Source organism: Novosphingopyxis sp., assembly GCF_965218915.1.
Classification (GTDB): domain Bacteria; phylum Pseudomonadota; class Alphaproteobacteria; order Sphingomonadales; family Sphingomonadaceae; genus Novosphingopyxis.
Window position 1 is genome coordinate 208,680 of the sequence record NZ_OZ244708.1, and the last position, 16,847, is coordinate 225,526.

At 63.9% G+C, this 16,847-nt stretch carries 9 protein-coding genes; 6 read left to right on the top strand and 3 right to left on the bottom strand.

Going from position 1 to position 16,847, the window contains the following annotated elements; genetic code table 11:
* Positions 1 to 4 precede the first annotated feature (4 nt).
* On the top strand, positions 5 to 910 hold the full coding sequence (locus ACOQPC_RS01075) for a M23 family metallopeptidase (protein ID WP_420606830.1): 906 nt from the start codon (positions 5 to 7) through the stop codon (positions 908 to 910).
* Positions 911 to 913: 3 nt separating this feature from the next.
* On the opposite strand, the gene ACOQPC_RS01080 is transcribed toward ACOQPC_RS01075, so the two are convergent.
* Positions 914 to 1,534, bottom strand: a complete 621-nt coding sequence (locus ACOQPC_RS01080) for a hypothetical protein (RefSeq protein WP_420606831.1) — start codon at positions 1,532 to 1,534, stop codon at positions 914 to 916.
* 83 nt (positions 1,535 to 1,617) lie between these two features.
* Between ACOQPC_RS01080 and ACOQPC_RS01085 the strand changes: the two genes are divergently transcribed.
* The 3 genes from ACOQPC_RS01085 (at position 1,618) to ACOQPC_RS01095 (ending at position 8,445) form a co-directional block, all read left to right on the top strand.
* Positions 1,618 to 4,905, top strand: coding sequence for a TonB-dependent receptor domain-containing protein (locus tag ACOQPC_RS01085; protein WP_420606832.1), 3,288 nt, complete (start codon positions 1,618 to 1,620; stop codon positions 4,903 to 4,905).
* Between the two features lie 91 nt (positions 4,906 to 4,996).
* Positions 4,997 to 6,526 (top strand): putative 2OG-Fe(II) oxygenase, encoded by a 1,530-nt coding sequence (locus ACOQPC_RS01090; RefSeq protein ID WP_420606833.1) that lies wholly within the window; start codon positions 4,997 to 4,999, stop codon positions 6,524 to 6,526.
* 29 nt (positions 6,527 to 6,555) lie between these two features.
* Positions 6,556 to 8,445: a sulfotransferase gene (locus ACOQPC_RS01095; RefSeq protein ID WP_420606834.1), complete on the top strand. Its 1,890-nt coding sequence runs from the start codon at positions 6,556 to 6,558 to the stop codon at positions 8,443 to 8,445.
* An 18-nt stretch (positions 8,446 to 8,463) separates the two neighbouring features.
* On the opposite strand, the gene ACOQPC_RS01100 is transcribed toward ACOQPC_RS01095, so the two are convergent.
* Both ACOQPC_RS01100 and clpB read right to left on the bottom strand, forming a co-directional pair.
* Entirely contained in the window at positions 8,464 to 8,775 is a 312-nt protein-coding gene (locus ACOQPC_RS01100; RefSeq protein WP_420606835.1) for a hypothetical protein, read from the bottom strand.
* 86 nt (positions 8,776 to 8,861) lie between these two features.
* Positions 8,862 to 11,447, bottom strand: coding sequence for an ATP-dependent chaperone ClpB (gene clpB / locus ACOQPC_RS01105; protein WP_420606836.1), 2,586 nt, complete (start codon positions 11,445 to 11,447; stop codon positions 8,862 to 8,864).
* A gap of 157 nt (positions 11,448 to 11,604) precedes the next feature.
* Here clpB and ACOQPC_RS01110 point away from each other — a divergent pair, with 157 nt between their 5' ends.
* Together ACOQPC_RS01110 and ACOQPC_RS01115 are read left to right on the top strand one after the other, a co-directional pair.
* On the top strand, positions 11,605 to 13,749 hold the full coding sequence (locus ACOQPC_RS01110; RefSeq protein WP_420606837.1) for a penicillin acylase family protein: 2,145 nt from the start codon (positions 11,605 to 11,607) through the stop codon (positions 13,747 to 13,749).
* Positions 13,750 to 13,830: 81 nt separating this feature from the next.
* Positions 13,831 to 16,833, top strand: a complete 3,003-nt coding sequence (locus ACOQPC_RS01115) for a M16 family metallopeptidase (RefSeq protein ID WP_420606838.1) — start codon at positions 13,831 to 13,833, stop codon at positions 16,831 to 16,833.
* Positions 16,834 to 16,847 lie beyond the last annotated feature (14 nt).

Sequence of the window (16,847 nt, forward strand, 5' to 3'; positions counted from 1 at the left end):
CGCAATGAGTGGCAGGTTTGCATTCGCCGCGCTCGGCAGCATCGCGCTCGGCTCCTGCGTGGCCGGTAGCGTGCCGCCGCGCGCGCCGCCGGAGCCGGTTGTTGTGGCACCGGTGCCCACACCCGCACCGACCCAGTCCGAACCGGTGCGTGCCGGTTTTCGGTTCGAAGGGCCGCCGGTCCAGGGCGCGCTGCTCACGGGCCGCGTGCCGACCGGCGCGGTCAGTCTCAGCTTCCAGGGCGAGCCGGTGGAGATCGGCAAGGACGGCTTCTTCATCGTCGGCCTGGACCGCGATGCCCCCGCCGAAGTGCGGTTCGAGGCGCGGCTGGCCGATGGGGGCACCGTGGAGCGCAAGCTGCAGATTTCCCCCGGCGACTGGAAGCTGGAATATATCAACACGCCCTATCATGCCGGGGTCAGCAGCGCGGCGTTCGAGGCCAGGCGCGGCCCCGAAGTGACGCAGATCGTGGCTTCGCGCGCGCGGCATGTCGACAGTCAGGGATGGCTGCAGGATTTCATCTGGCCGGTCAAGGGCCGCCAGTCAGGCTATTTCGGATCGCAGCGTGTCTATCAGGGCAAGCCCGGCAGCTATCATGGCGGCGCGGATATCGCCGTACCCACCGGCACCACATTCGTCGCGCCCGCCGACGGCGTGGTGACGCTCGCCGCGCGGGACGAGTTCACGCTGGAGGGCAAGCTGATCATCATCGATCACGGCATGGGTCTCAACAGCGCCTTCCTCCACGCGTCGGAAATCCTGGTCAACGAAGGCGACCATGTGACTCAGGGTCAGCCCATAGGAAAAGTCGGCCAAACCGGCCGCGCCACCGGCCCGCATCTGCACTGGGGTCTCAAATGGAAGGACGCCCGGATCGACCCGCTGCTGGTGGCGGGCCCCCCGAACGGCTGAAGCTTACTGGACGCGGCGGACGCGGATGCCGGGCTGCCCGTTCACATTGGCGAAGAAGGTGCCCACCGCGCCGCGCTTGATTTTGATCTTTTGCCCGGATTTGGGTGACAATACGAGCTTGCCGTCGGTCTGCTCCCAGCGCGCGCCATCCTCCAGTTCGATCGAATAATAGCCATAGCCGATCTGCCGTGCGCTCGCGATCGTCGTGTTGATTTCCTGGAATTCCTCCTCATCGTCCCCGCCGAACAGGTTGATTTTGGGGAGCGAGAAACCGAACAGGCCGCGCCGCGTCTCGCGCACGCTCTCGCGATCGGCGATGACGATGTCCCTGTCGTCGGCGGCTCTTTCCAGCGCCGCGACCTGGCGGTCATAACAGGCCAGGCGCTTTGTCTCGTCGGCAAGGGCGCGGCAGGCGATGACGGCCGAGAACTGCTCCGGCGTCCTGAGCGGGACGTTTTCCTGCGCCGGCGCAGGGGCCGAATGGAGCAAGGCCATACCGGCCAAGGCCGCGACCGCTGTAAAATGCCGGATCATATTGTCCTCCCGTTCGCACAATCGGGTGAGACCTAGAGGATTGCGCGCCTGCGCAAAAGCCTCATGATCGCCGAAAAACATATGTTGCATAAACGCTACAGCGCTTCGAAAAACCATGCTTTCCTCCCACATTCCCTTTGAACTCGCACGGATTTTGGCACAGACGCGCCCCATTGCAGAAGGGCGTCGTGCTCATGCCACAGGATCCAATGATCGGGCGGGTCGCCAAGCTTTCTGCCTTTACGTTTTCAAAGAGGGACATATTCGCCGTGAAAAAACACACTCTCGATCATCTGAAGTTCGGTGCCGCACCGCTCGCACTCGGTATCGCCTTGATCTCGGCTCCGGCCGTCGCGCAAGTTTCGCCCGAGCCGATCGGCGATGAAGCCACGTCCGCCGACGCCGCTACCGCTCCCGGCGATCTGATCATCGTCACCGGTTCGCGCATCCGCTCGCCGAACCTGGAATCGGCGAGCCCGATCACCGTGATCAGCTCCGAGGAGTTCAAGCAGACCGGCACGACCCGCGTCGAGGACCTCGTCAATTCGCTGCCGCAGGTCTTCGCCGGCCAGGGCGCAGGCTATTCGAACGGCGCTTCGGGCGCGGCAACCCTGAACCTACGCGGCATCGGTTCCGAGCGCACGCTGGTTCTTGTCAACGGTCGCCGACTTGTTCCGGGCGATCCGTTCACGTCGGCAGCAGACATCAACGTCATTCCGGCGGCGCTGGTCAAGCGTGTCGACGTGCTGACCGGCGGTGCATCGTCGGTCTATGGTGCCGATGCCGTTGCCGGCGTCGTCAACTTCGTCATGGACACCGATTTCGAAGGTTTCCGCCTCGATACGCAATATTCGGTCTATAATCACAACAATCGTGGTAATAGCGAGTACACCGATGCGATCAACGCACGTAACTTCCCCTATCCCAAGAATATGAACACGGATGGCGGCACGATCGACGCGACCGCGGTTTTTGGCGCCGGGTTCGATGATGGTCGCGGCCATGTCACCGCTTATCTCGGGTATCGCAATGTCAATGCCGTTGCGCAGGCCAAGCGTGATTATTCCTCTTGCGCGCTGTCCGCCCGTTCGACCACGCAGGTCGCTGCCAACGGCCAGCCTTTCAGCTGCGGCGGATCGCCAACGTCCGCAGCGGGCACGCTGTTCGCTTTTGACAGCGGCAGCGACCCGTTCGTCGATGTCGAGGGCGGCGGGGCCGATGGAATGTCACCGGACGGTGTCAACGATAATTTCACCTCCGCAACGTTCCAGTTCGGCGCCAACCGCACCCTTTTGCCTGGGTTCACGCCTTACAACTTCGCGCCGTTGAACTATTTCCAACGCCCGGACGAGCGTTATACGGCCGGTGCATTTGCCGATTATGAAGTGTCGGATGCACTTACTGCCTATGCCGAGTTCATGTTCATGGACGACCGGACGGTCGCGCAAATCGCTCCATCGGGTGACTTCGGTAATACGCTGTCGATCAACTGCGACAATCCGTTGCTTGGCGCGGCGCAGTTCAATGTGGTCTGCGACAACGAAAATCTTCTCGTTAGTCCGAACCCGGGCGATGCCTTCACAGTGGTAGGCAATGTAGCGGCCGAAAATGCTGCACGCGTAGCCCGGAACATTGGCGAGCCGCTCCTTCCGACCACGCCCTTCGACTTCATCGATCCAACCAGCGGTGATAACTACAATCGAGGGTTCGCCCAGATCCTTCGCCGGAACGTAGAGGGCGGCGGTCGTTCTGACGATCTGCAGCATACCAGCTATCGCGGCGTTGTCGGCTTTCGCGGCGATCTGAGCCCGGCATGGTCCTATGACGCTTACTATCAGTATGGACGAACCAATTTTGCCGAGACCTATACGAACGATTTCTCGGTCACACGTCTTACGCGTGCTTTGGATGTCGTTACCAACGCGAACGGAACTCCGGTTTGCCGCTCGACACTGGACGGCACCGATCCCAACTGTGTGCCTTATGATATTTTCGCGCCTGGCAATGTAACGCAGGGCGCTATCAACTATCTTCAGACCCCCGGTTTTCAGCGTGGCATTGTGAGCGAACAGGTCGCTTCCGGCTATTTCTCCGGATCGCTTGGCGAATATGGCATCAAATCGCCATTTTCCGATGAGGGTATCGGCTTGGTGTTCGGTGCCGAATATCGCAATGAAAGGCTTGAATTCCTTTCGGATATCGCTTTTCAGACCGGCGATCTCGCTGGCCAGGGTGCACCGACGCTGCCGGTCAACGGGAAGTTCGACGTGAAAGAACTCTTCACCGAGATCAGCGTCCCGCTGGTGACCAACAGCTGGCTGTACGATGCCCGCATCACCGGCGGTTACCGTTATTCCGACTACAGCACCGGTAATCAAACCGACACCTACAAGATCGAAGGCGAGCTTGCGCCTACGCCGGACATCCGTTTCCGTGGCGGTTACAACCGCGCGGTTCGTGCACCGACTTTGCAGGATCTGTTTGCTCCGCAACGGGTTGCTTTGAACGGCAATACTGATCCCTGCTCTGGCTTCGTAATCCAGGCATCCGATGCCGGCTGCTTGGCGCAGGGTCTGACGGTTGGTCAGACGGTGGCTCCGAACCCGGCCGGTCAGTATAATGGCTTGATTGGCGGCAACCCGAACCTGGTTCCGGAAAAGGCCGACACCTACACCGCCGGTGTAGTACTGACGCCGACCTTCTTCCGGGGCTTCACCGCCAGCGTCGATTACTTCAAGATCGACCTTACCGGCGCCATTCAGGGTATCGGACAGGATACTATCTTGAGCGTCTGCACGGATACCGCTGATCCGTTCTTCTGCGGCCTGATCAATCGCGATGGTTCGGGATCGATCTGGCGCACGCCGAATGGCTTTGTACGGGATCTTCAGCAGAATATTGGTGGCCTGAGCACTTCGGGTATTGACGTGGTCGCCAATTACAATCGCGAGATCGGTTCGCTTGGTCGTCTGGGCCTCAGCTTCGTCGGAACCTATCTGATCGATTTGACGACCAAGACGGGCGTCGAAAGCGCACCGGATTTTGACTGCGCGGGTTATTATGGTGCGGTCTGTAGTTCGGGCACGACCAGCGGCACGACCAATCCAGAGTGGCGCCATCAGGCCCGCTTGAGCTTCGATCTGCCGGACGGCATCGGTGCTTCGGTGCGCTGGCGCTATTTCGGTGGGTCCGATCAGGACACCAGGAATCCCGATATCGGTGGAACGACGCAGCCCGCCAATGAGCATATCGACCCGATGAGCTATTTCGATCTGGCGCTGACGGCGCGCATTGGCGACAATTACAATTTCCGCCTGGGCGCCAACAATATCCTGGACAAGGAGCCGCCGCTGGTCGGCAGTCAGTCCTGCCCGGCCGGTCCGTGTAACGGCAACACCTATGCGACGGTTTACGACGCGATTGGTCGTTACTTCTATGCGGGCGTGACGCTCGACTTCTGATCGTCGTCAAGGGATGAACCAAGCTGGCGGGCCCTTCGGGGCCCGCCATTTTTTTTGGCCGCGACCGGCGTGGTTTGCTATGGCACTCGCCATGAACGCTGATGCGACAGCCGCGTACCTGAAGGCGATCGATCCGGGCGACGCGGCCAAAGTTATAGCAACCGGCATGGATATGGTGCGCGGCGGCATCGGCGCACCGGTCATTCCGCTCGTCCGGGACGCACTTGTACATCATCCCCGCGACGCGGTCTTGTGGCAGCTGCTTGGCTTGGCCGCGCGGCTCGAACAGGACGGCGCGCTGGCGCTGGAAGCCTTTGCAAGGGCGGCGGAACTGGCACCAAACGACGCGCTGATCGCGCAGAGCCATGCTCAGGCGGCGCTCGAGGCGGGGCGTCCCGCGGTCGGCCTGTTCGATCGCGCGGCGATCCTCGCGCCGCAGCATGGCGCGGTGTTGCTGGGCCGGGCCGCGGCCATGGTCGCCGCGGGGCGGTCTGACGAATCGGTACGCGGCTTGCGGCGGTTGCTTGCCGCCAATCCGTTGTGGATCGACGGCCATCGGGCACTGGCGAAAATCGTCGGCCAGCTGGGACATTTCGGCGATCCGCGCGCGAGCCTGGCCGAAGCGCTGGTGCAGGCGCGGGCGGTGCCGGAGCTGCATCAGGCCCTCATCGCCACAGACTTCGATCTCGCCGATTACGCGGCGGCGGACCGCCATCTCGCCGATGCGCGTACGGTCCTGCCGCCCGCGCGCTGGCTCGACAGCTGGTCGGCATTTTGCGCATCCGAACTGAGCGAAATCGCCCGGGCCGACAGCCTGTTCGAAGCCATGGGCTCGCCTGCCGATATCGACGAAGCCCTGCGGCGCTCACGCCATGAAATCCGGGCGGGCCGGGCGGGCCGGGCGCTGGCGATTGCAGAAGCGTGGACGGCGCGGGACGGGGGGGGTGTGCTGTGGCCCTATCTGGAACTCGGCTGGCGCCTGACGGACGATCCCCGCTGGCAGTGGCTCGAGGGCGATCGGCGCTTCGTCGGCGTTTACGATCTGTCCCATCGTCTGGAGTCGTTGACCGATCTCGCGGGGTGCCTGCGCAAGCTTCATTTCGCGGACAGACAGCCGCTCGATCAGTCGCTGCGGGGCGGCACCCAGACCGACGGGCCGTTGCTGTCCAGACTCGAACCGGAGATCGCGGCGTTGCGCAAGGTCATATTGTCGGCGGTTCGGGACTATGCGGCGCAGCTTCCGCCGCCCGATCCGGGCCATCCGCTGCTCCTGGCGCATCGCGCACCGCTCAAGTTCGCCGGGTCGTGGTCGGTTCGGCTGACGCGGCAGGGCTTCCATGTCGATCATGTGCACAGCCAAGGCTGGATCAGCTCGGCGTTTTATATCGCGTTGCCGGAGCCTTCCATGGGGCGCGGCGAGGGCGAGCGTGCGCATGACGGCTGGCTCAGCCTCGGCGAATGCCGCGAGCTTGCGCCCGGTCTGGCCCCGATCCGGTTGATCGAACCGAAGCCCGGGCGCCTCGTGCTGTTCCCTTCCACCATGTGGCATGGTACGCGGCCCTTTGCCGAGGGCGAGCGGCTGACCGTGGCCTTCGATGTGGCCCGACCGCGCCCGCATTGATCCCATCACGTTCCGGAAAGTTTCGTCCCATGCCTCCACCGCCGCCCGAATATATGCTTCCCGCGATGCAGCTGTTTCGCGGCGGCGACATGGCGGGTGCGCTGGCGGCCGCCGAAACGGCGCTGGCCGTGCGCCCGGACGATCAGCCGCTGCTAGCGCTCGCATCGCTGGCAGCGCTGCAGCTTGCCCGTCCGGAACGGGCCGTCCCGCATCTGCGCGCGCATCATGCGCTCGCCCCGTCCGATCATGCGGTGAAGGCCAATCTGGCGACCGCGCTTGCCGAGACCGGCGCGCGGGACGAGGCGCTGGGGCTGGCGGCGGGCTCTTCGCATCACGCGCTTGCCCGGCTCGAAGCCTTTCTGCGGCAGGAGGATGGCGACGACGTGGGCGCCATGGCCGCTTATGAACGCGCGGTGTCGGCCAAGCCGGAAGATATGCAGAGCTGGAACAATCTCGGTAATCTTCGCGCGGGCTGCGGCGACGTGGATGGTGCCGTGGTCGCTTTGGAACGGGCGATTACCATCGCTCCGAACCAGATCGGTATCTATCTCAACCTGTCCGATGTCCTGTCCAAGGCGGATCGGCAGGGTCCGCGTCTGGTGACGACGAGCGTGGCGATGAAGCAGGCGCCGGACGATCCGGATGTGCTCACCGAGCACGGCATCGCGCTCGCGGCGAACGAGCGCGATGCCGAAGCCGCCGACGTGCTGCAGCGGGCGGTTGATCGCTTTTCCCTTACGCACCCGCCCCGGATAAAGCCCGCCCATATCGAGCTGGCGATCCTGCTCGAGACGCTCAACCGCGTCGCCGATCTGGAGACGCTGGTCGCGACTTGCGAAGCCGCAGGCATTGCCGATGAAGAAATGGCCTTCCTCAAGGCCTGGATGTTGCGGCGGACCGGCAATCATGAAAGCGCGTGGCAATTCGCCCAGGCGATTCCCGATACGATCAACCCTGTGCGCACCGCGCAACTACGCGCGGGCATCGCCGATCGCCTCGGCAAGACCGATCTCGCCTTCGCGCAATTCACGCGAATGAATCGGCTGGCGCTGGCAGAAAGCGGGCCGCGGCCGAAGGAACCGACCTACCGCGAGCGAATCGATGGCGAGACGGCGTTCTGGACGGACGCACGGCTGGGCTTGCCGGGATCGGCACGGATCGAGGACGATCTGGACGATCCGGTGTTTCTGGTGGGCTTTCCGCGGTCGGGCACGACCTTGCTCGACACCATGTTGATGGGCGCGCCTGCGCTCCATGTGCTCGAGGAGCAGCCGGTCCTGGCGCAGACCGCGATCGGGCTCGATCCGGAGGCGGTTCTCGAACTGTCCGACGACGACGTTGTGCGGCTGCGTGCGCGGTATTTCGCCTTGGTAGCGGAGCGGGCTGCAATACCGGACGGCAAACGCATCGTCGACAAGCATCCGCTGCAGATGACGAAACTGCCTCTGATCCATCGCCTGTTTCCCAAGGCCCAGATCATCCTGGCCGAACGGCATCCGTTCGATGCGGTGCTGAGCTGCTTCATGGCCAATTTTCGGCTTAATCCGGCGATGCGCAGCTTCACCTCGCTGGACGAGGCGGCGCGGACCTATGATAGCGTGTTCACCAATTGGAATAATGCGAGCGCGGCATTGCCGGTCGATGTGCGACGGGTTCGCTACGAGCGCCTGATCGCGGACGCGCAATGCGAACTGCGGCCGCTGATCGATTGGCTAGGTCTCGCCTGGAGCGAGGATCTTCTCGACAACAGCGGCATCGCCCGGCGGCGCGGCCGGATCAAGACAGCGAGTTACTCGCAGGTGGGTGAGCCGCTTTACAATCGCGCCATCGGCCGATGGAAGCGCTATCGCGAACAACTGGAACCGATATTTCCAACGCTTGCCACATGGGTGAAACGAATGGATTATGAAGCGGATTAACGGGCGTAACCCGCGACCTTAGTTGCCCGCTCGTCCATATCCCTGGGTCTGCGATCTTTCAATCTCCTGACGGCTCTGCGCTTTCTGCGCCGCCCATTCGGCAGCCGTCGCGCAAACCCGGCGTGACCGCACACGGCTTCCCGTATCTTGAATCTTGCGGCAGATCATACGCGACTGATCGCCCATATCTTCCTTGTCGGCCATTTTGTCCTCGACGACCCGGACCTTGGTCTCTTGCGCTTCGCTGTTTGTGCTCTTCTCCTGAGCGTTTGCGGATGAAAGCCCGGCCAGCGACAAGGCAGCGAACGATAGGGCAATAAAATATTTCATGGGAATCGATCTCCAAAACAGGTCTGGATCATAGCGACTGTTGCCGGACTTCACAATATCCATGGAATGACCGGTAAATCCCTCCGTCAGCTGCCGGTGACGCTGAAGCTCAGCGCCCCTTCGCCCTCGTCCACCGTCACCGCAGAGCCGTCGGGAACCTCGCCGCGCAGGATCATGTCGGCGAGCGGATCCTGGACATATTTTTGCACGGCGCGGCGCAGCGGGCGAGCGCCGTAGACCGGATCGTAGCCGACGCGGCCGAGCCAGGCCTTGGCGCCGTCCGTCAGCGCGATCGTCACTTTGCGATCGGTGAGCAATCGCTGAACGCGGGCGACCTGCAGGTCGACGATCGGCGCCATATGCTCTTGGCGCAGGCGCTGGAACAGGATGATTTCGTCCAGCCGGTTGAGGAATTCGGGCCGGAAATGATCGCGCACCACCTCCATCACCTGCGGCTCGACATCATCGACCGCCTGGTCATCACCCATGTTCGACAGATACTGGCTGCCGAGGTTCGAGGTCAGGATGATCAGCGTATTGGAGAAATCGACCGTGCGGCCCTGCCCGTCGGTCAGGCGGCCGTCGTCGAGCACCTGCAACAGCACGTTGAACACGTCACCATGCGCCTTTTCGACCTCGTCGAACAGGATCACCTGGTAGGGCCGCCGCCGCACCGCCTCGGTCAGCGCGCCGCCCTCCTCGTACCCGACATAACCCGGCGGCGCGCCGATCAGGCGGGCGACCGCGTGCTTTTCCATATATTCCGACATGTCGATCCGCACCATCGCGGCGGGATCGTCGAACAGGAATTCGGCCAGCGTCTTGGTGAGCTCGGTCTTGCCCACACCGGTGGGCCCGAGGAATAGGAACGAGCCCAAAGGCCGGTTCGGATCCTGCAGGCCCGCACGCGAGCGGCGCACGGCCTTGGACACGGCCTCAATGGCGCGGTCCTGGCCGATCACCTTGGCGCCGAGCGCGCTTTCCATGTCGAGCAGCTTCTCGCGTTCGCCCTCGAGCATGCGGTCGACCGGGATGCCGGTCCATTTCTCGACCACCGAGGCGATATCCTCGCTGGTCACTTCTTCGCGCAGCATCGCGCCTTCGGTCGCTTCGCCGGCCTCGGCCAGCTTGCGTTCGAGATCGGGGATAGTGCCGTAGCTGAGCTCGCCCGCGCGCGCGAGATCGCCGCCGCGCTGCGCTTGCTCCAGCTCGCTGCGGGCCTGATCCAGCTCCTCCTTCAACTTCGCTTCCGCGCCGATCTTGTCCTTTTCCGCCTGCCAGCGCTGGGTGAGCCCGGCGGTCTGCTCCTCCAGATTGGCAAGCTCGGCTTCCAGCGCCACCAGCCGGTCGCGCGACGCCCGATCGCTCTCGCGCGATAACGCCTCGCGCTCGATCTTGAGCTGGATGATGCGCCGGTCGAGCGTTTCGATCTCTTCGGGCTTGCTCTCCACTTCCATTCGGATGCGGCTCGCCGCCTCGTCCATCAGGTCGATCGCCTTGTCCGGCAGGAAACGGTCGGTGATGTAGCGGTTGGACAGCGTGGCGGCGGATACCAGCGCGCTGTCGGTGATCCGCACGCCGTGGTGCAGCTCATATTTGTCCTTGATGCCGCGCAGGATCGAGATCGTGTCCTCGACATTGGGTTCGCCGATGATGATCGGCTGGAAGCGCCGCTGCAGCGCGGGGTCCTTTTCGACATATTTGCGATATTCGTCGAGCGTGGTGGCGCCGATGCAGTGCAATTCGCCGCGCGCAAGGGCGGGCTTCAGCAGATTGCCCGCGTCCATCGCGCCTTCGGATTTGCCCGCGCCGATCAGCGTGTGCATCTCGTCGATGAACAGGATGATCTCGCCCGCAGCCTGCTTGACCTCGTCGAGCACGCCCTTCAGCCGCTCCTCGAACTCGCCGCGATATTTGGCGCCCGCGATCAGGCTGCCCATGTCGAGCGCGAGCAGACGCCGGTCCTTCAGCGTGTCGGGTACGTCTCCATTGGCGATGCGCAGCGCCATGCCCTCGGCGATCGCGGTCTTGCCGACGCCGGGCTCGCCGATCAGCGCGGGGTTGTTCTTGGTCCGGCGCGAGAGAATCTGGATGGTACGGCGGATTTCCTCGTCGCGGCCGATTACCGGGTCGAGCTTGCCCTCGCGCGCCGCCGCGGTCAGGTCGCGCGCGAATTTTTTCAGCGCATCGTAGCGGTCCTCCGCGCCCACCGTGTCGGCGGTGCGCCCGCCGCGCAGCTGCTCGATCGCGCCGTTCAGCCCCTGCGCGGTGACCTTGGCGGCGGCGAGCGCCTTGCCCGCCACGGTCTGCGAGGCGAGCACGAGCGCGAGCAGCAGCCGCTCGACCGTGACATAGCTGTCGCCCGCCTTCTGCGCGACCTGCTCGGCCTGGTCGAGCACGCGGATCGCGTCGTTGTCGAGCCCCGGCGTCTGCTGCGCCCCGCCTCCGGAAACGACGGGAATCTTGGCGAGTGCCGCATCGACTTCGCGCACCGCGGTCCTGGCGTCGCCGCCCGCCCGCGCGATCAGCCCGGCGGCCATTCCCTCATTGTCCTCGAGCAGCGCCTTGAGCAGATGCTCGGTTGAAATACGCTGATGCTGCTCGCGGATCGCGACCGTCTGCGCGGACTGCAGAAAACCCTTGGCGCGATCGGTGAACTTTTCGAGATTCATGATGGCAAACCCTGTCGAATGAGGCGGCCGGCGAACCACGTCCGCAACCGGAATGTAAGGAAATCGACCACCGATATAATGTTGCATATATGCAACACAAGGGAGCGGCGCGGCTTTCCGGTTGCGGAGCGGGCGCACGGCCATCATGGTCGCCGCCATGGCCCGAAAATCCGTGCGCATCGCGCTTGCCGTACTCATCCTGCTGGCGCTCGTCGCCATCGCGCTGATGCTGTGGGAGCCGCTGTCGGTCGACCGCCATGCGCCGCCGCCGGCGCGCACCTATGACGCCGAGATCGTGCGCGACGATTGGGGCGTGCCGCATATTTTCGGGAAGACCGACGCGGACGTGGCGTATGGCGTCGCCTGGGCGCATTCGGAGGACGACTTTTCCACGATCGAGCAGGTCGCGGCGATGACGCGCGGACGCGCCGGGGCGATCATGGGGCAGGAAGGCGCGCAGATCGATTATGTCGATCATCTGCTCGGCGTGGACGACACGGTGGATCGCACCTATGCCGCGATCCCCGCCGATACCCGGGCGATGTTGGACGCCTATGCCGCAGGGCTGAACGCCTATGCCAAGGCGCATCCGGACGAAGTGCGGCTCGACAAATTGTTTCCGGTGAACGGCAAGGATATCGCCGCGGGTTTCGTGCTGCGCTCGCCCTTCTTTTTCGGGCTGGGCGATGTGATCGGCGCGCTGGCCGAGGGCAAGGATTTGCCGGTGGAAGGCGGCCCGAAGCCGGACGCCAATTTGATGGCCCCGATCGGCAAGGACGCCGCAATGAACGGGTCCAACGCCTTTGCCGTGGCGCCGGGGCGAAGCGACGACCAGACCACGCGGCTCGTCTCCAACTCGCATCAGCCCTGGCGCGGCCAGGTCGCCTGGTACGAACTGGTTGTCGAGAGCGGGCAGGGCATGCATTTTGCGGGCGCGACTTTTCCGGGATCGCCGTTTCTGTTCCTGGGCCATAACGAAAATCTTGGCTGGACCAACACCGTCAACCGGCCCGATCTGACCGATGTCTACAAGCTGGTGCTGGACGATAGCGGGGAGAAATACCGGCTCGACGGGAAATGGCTGCCGCTGGAGAAGAAGCGCGTGATCCTTCCGGTCAAGTTCGGCCCGCTGGTCTTGCCGATCATGAAGACCGTATGGCGGTCGAAGCACGGCCCGGTAATCAAGAACGAGCGTGGTGCCTTCGCCATCCGTTATGCCGGGATCGGTGAGGCGCGGATGATGGAGCAATATTACAAGCTGACGCGCGCCAAGACGTTTGCAGAGTGGCAGCAGGTGATGGCGATCCAGGGGGTGCCCGCCACCAATTTCATTTACGCCGACAAGGCCGGTAATATCGGGCTGTTCTACAACGCGCTGTTCCCGGACCGGAAGGTGCTGGCTAACTGGCGCGGCGTGCTGCCGGGCGATCGCAGCGACCTGATCTGGCAGGGCTTCGTTCCGTGGGACAAGGTGCCGCGCAATGTCGATCCTGCGTCGGGCTACATCATCAATTCGAACAACACCCCCTATGTCGCGGCCGGGCCGGGGGACGAGATCGATCCCAAAACCGTCTCGCCGCTGCTCGGCGTGGAGCTCGGCACGACCAACCGCGCGCGCCGCGCGATCGAGCTGTTCGAGGCGGCGGGCCAGATATCGCGGCAGGATTTGTACCGGATCAAATATGACCGCGCCTATTCGCATGCGAGCTACGCCAATGTCTGGATGCAGCGCCTGCTCGCGCTCGATCCGCAGGGCGACGGGCAGATCGCCGAGGGACAGAAGTTGCTGCGCGCCTGGGACTGGAACATGGACGGCAAGGGCAAGGGCGACGCGCTGGCCCTCGTCCTGCTGCGCCCGGCGATGCGGGCAAGTTACAAGAGCGAAGCGCCGCCCGATGCGCGCGAGGAGCTGACCAAGGCGGTACGATATCTGAGCGGCACCTACGGCACGCTCGATCCGCCGCTCGGCAGCGTGATCCGCGTGCGGCAGGGCAATACCGACCTGCCGATGGACGGCGGGCCGGACACGCTGCGCGCGGCCACCCTGTGGGACGAAAGCCCGGACGACCACCGCCTGCTGGTCAAGCATGGCGACAGCTTCATCATGTTCGTCGAATGGCCCAAGGATGGCCCCGTCCGCTCACGTTCGATCCAGCCATTCGGCGCGGCGACGACGCGGCCGAATTCGCCCCATTATGCCGATCAGGCGGCGTTGTTCGTCGAAAAACGAACGAAACCGGTCTATTTTACGCGCGAGTCTCTGGAAGGTCACAGCGAACGGCGATATCGTCCGGGACAATAGGTCTGTCGGCGACGTCGTCACCGAGTCGTTAAGGATGAAATATCGCGCGCTCCAGCGCTATCACGGGGAAGGAAATAATCCATGCGTCTGATCACGAAGCTCGCTCTCGCCAGCTGCACCGCCGCGCTTGCCGCAGGCTGTACCCATGTCCAGCCGGACATGGCGATGGCGCCAGATGCGGCGATGCCAAGGGATGCGGCAATGTCGGAAACTTACGCCGCCAAGGCCGCGCCGGTCCAAGAGTTGGTCGATCAGGTCGATATTCCCTATACCAAGTTCACGCTCGACAACGGGCTCACGGTCATCGTCAACGAAGACCGCAAGGCGCCGATCGTCGCGGTGTCGGTGTGGTACGATGTCGGCTCGGCCAACGAGCCCAAGGGCAAGACCGGTTACGCCCATCTGTTCGAGCATATCATGTTCAACGGCTCGGAAAACGCGCCGGGCGACTATTTCACCTACACCAAGAAGATCGGCGCGACCGATCTCAACGGCACCACCTGGCTCGATCGCACCAATTATTTCGAGACGGTGCCGCGCTCGGCGCTGGAATCGGCGTTGTTCCTGGAGAGCGACCGGATGGGCAATCTGCTCGGCGGGCTCGATCAGGCGAAGCTCGACAACCAGATCGGCGTGGTCTCGAACGAGAAGCGCCAGGGCGACAACCAGCCCTATGGCTTGGTCGGCTACAAGCAGACCGAGCTGCTTTACCCCGAAGATCATCCCTATGGCCACGAGACGATCGGCACGCTCGCGGACCTGGAGAACGCCTCGCTGGGCGACATCAAGGGCTGGTTCACCGATCATTACGCGCCGAACAATTCGATCCTGGTGCTGTCGGGCGATATCTCCGCGGCCGAGGCCAGGCCGCTGGTCCAGAAATGGTTCGGCGGCATTCCGAAGGGCCCGGCGGTCAAGCCGGTGACCGCCGATGTGCCGACGCTCGATGCGGTCAAGACCATCGTGTTGCACGACAAGGTGCCGACCACGCGCATCTATCGCGACTGGGCGATGCCCGGCCTCAACGATCCCAGCTACACCGCGCTCGACGTGGCCGCCTCGGTACTCGGCGGGCTGTCGAGCTCGCGGCTCGACAATATTCTCGTGCGCAAGGAGCAGAGCGCGGTTGCCGTATCGGCCTATCTGCAGCCGTTCACCCACGGTTCGATGATGAACATTCAGGTCGATGTGAAGCCGGGTGAGGACCCCGATGCGGTCAATGCGCGGCTCGATCAGATCGTCGCCGATTTCATCAAGAATGGCCCGACCGCCGAAGAGGTCAAGCGCGTCGCCACCAGCGAGGCGGCGAACCGCATCGCCGGGCTGGAGCAGGTGGGCGGCTTCGGCGGCAAGGCCGTCGCGTTGGCGCAGGGCCAGCTCTATTCGGACGACCCGGAATATTACAAGAAGGAGCTCGATCGACTCGCCAATATGACGCCGGCCAAGGTGACCGCGGCGATGCAGAAGTGGATGACGCGGCCCTATGCGGAAATCCGGGTCGATCCGGGCGAGCGCGATGCTTATGAGGAGGTTTCGGCCGGGGCGGGCGGCAGCATCGCCGACGGCTCGGTGCCCGCCCCCAATTATTACCATGCGCCGGGCGGCGACTGGATGGCGCCGGCCAGCGACCTGCCGTTGACCTTTCAGGACCGCAGCCAGTTCCCCGAACCCGGGCCGACGCCCGATCTCGATTATCCTGAGGTCGAGACCGCCCAGCTGAGCAACGGCATCCCGGTCTATTTCGCGCGGCGCGACGCCGTGCCGGTGGTGCGCGTGGCGGTCAGTTTCGATGCCGGCTACGCGTCCGATCCCAAGGACGCGCTCGGCACCGTCGGCCTGATGACCCGGATGCTCGACGAGGGCACGACATCGCTGAACGCGATCCAGCTGGCCGAGGCGCAGGAATCGCTCGGCGCCGATCTGTCGGCCAGTTCCAGCCTCGATCGCACCGAAGTCGATGTGCGCGCGATGAAGGCCAATCTGGCGCCGACGCTCGATCTGATGGCCGACGTGATCAAGAACCCGGCGTTCGACGCCGCCGAGCTTGAGCGCGTGCGCATCCAGCAGATTACGCGCATCAAGGCCGAGAGCACGCAGCCGCAGAGCCTCGCCTTCCGCGTGCTGCCACCCATGCTCTATGGCGAGCAGCACCCTTACGGTGTGCCGTTCACCGGAACCGGCGATGAGGAGGTGGTGGCGCGCCTGACGCGCGACGATCTCGCCAGCTTCCACCAGCGCTGGATGCGGCCCGACAAGGCGAAGATTTTCGTGGTGGGCGATACCAGCCTGGCCGAGATCAAGCCCATGCTCGAACAGCGTTTCGGCCAGTGGAAGGCGACCGGCGCTGCGGCCCCGGACAAGGTCTTCACCAATCCGGTCGCGTCCGATCGGGGCAAGATCATCGTCATAAACCGCCCCAACTCGCCGCAGTCGCTGATCCTTGCCGGCGAAGTGCTCGGCGTTAAAGGCACCGACGATCTGCTGCCGCTACAGGCGGCCAATGAAGTGTTGGGCGGGGACTTCCTATCGCGCATCAACATGGACCTGCGCGAAACCAAGGGCTGGGCCTACGGAGCGTTCACCTTCTTGCAGCGCCCCGAAGAGCAGGTTCCGCTGATGGTATACGCGCCGGTGCAGACCAACCAGACCGGGCCGTCGGTCAAGGCGCTGATGGAGCAGATGAACGCGTTCAACGGCGCGAACGGCGTCACGCCGGACGAGTTGGAGCGCACGGTGCGCGGCAACACGCTGGAGCTGGCCGGCGACTTCGAGCAGTCGAGCGCGGTGCTGGGCCAGATGCAGCAGGATGTGCTCTACGGCCGTCCGCTGGATTATGCCGATACGATCGCCGATCGTTACGAAGCCCTGACCGCGCCGCAGCTCGACGCGGCGATGCGCGCGGCGCTGAACGTGCCGCAGCTGACCTGGCTGATCGTCGGCGATGCCGCCAAGATCCAGGGCCAGCTGACCGATATCGGCCTGCCGGTGGAATATCGCGGCTTCGATCCCGCTGCTGCGGCGCCTGCCGCCGCCCCGGCCGCGGACGAGGCCGCCGGAGAGGACATGGAAACCTCGGAGCAGTAATTCGTTCTACTGCT

Excerpts from the sequence above, each read along its gene's own strand:
- ACOQPC_RS01075 (WP_420606830.1), top strand. The coding sequence starts at position 5 with ATGAGTGGCAGGTTTGCATTCGCCGCGCTCGGCAGCATCGCGCTCGGC.
- ACOQPC_RS01080 (WP_420606831.1), bottom strand. The coding sequence starts at position 1,534 with ATGCAACATATGTTTTTCGGCGATCATGAGGCTTTTGCGCAGGCGCGC.
- ACOQPC_RS01090 (WP_420606833.1), top strand. The coding sequence starts at position 4,997 with ATGAACGCTGATGCGACAGCCGCGTACCTGAAGGCGATCGATCCGGGC.
- ACOQPC_RS01095 (WP_420606834.1), top strand. The coding sequence starts at position 6,556 with ATGCCTCCACCGCCGCCCGAATATATGCTTCCCGCGATGCAGCTGTTT.
- ACOQPC_RS01100 (WP_420606835.1), bottom strand. The coding sequence starts at position 8,775 with ATGAAATATTTTATTGCCCTATCGTTCGCTGCCTTGTCGCTGGCCGGG.
- clpB (WP_420606836.1), bottom strand. The coding sequence starts at position 11,447 with ATGAATCTCGAAAAGTTCACCGATCGCGCCAAGGGTTTTCTGCAGTCC.
- ACOQPC_RS01110 (WP_420606837.1), top strand. The coding sequence starts at position 11,605 with ATGGCCCGAAAATCCGTGCGCATCGCGCTTGCCGTACTCATCCTGCTG.
- ACOQPC_RS01115 (WP_420606838.1), top strand. The coding sequence starts at position 13,831 with ATGCGTCTGATCACGAAGCTCGCTCTCGCCAGCTGCACCGCCGCGCTT.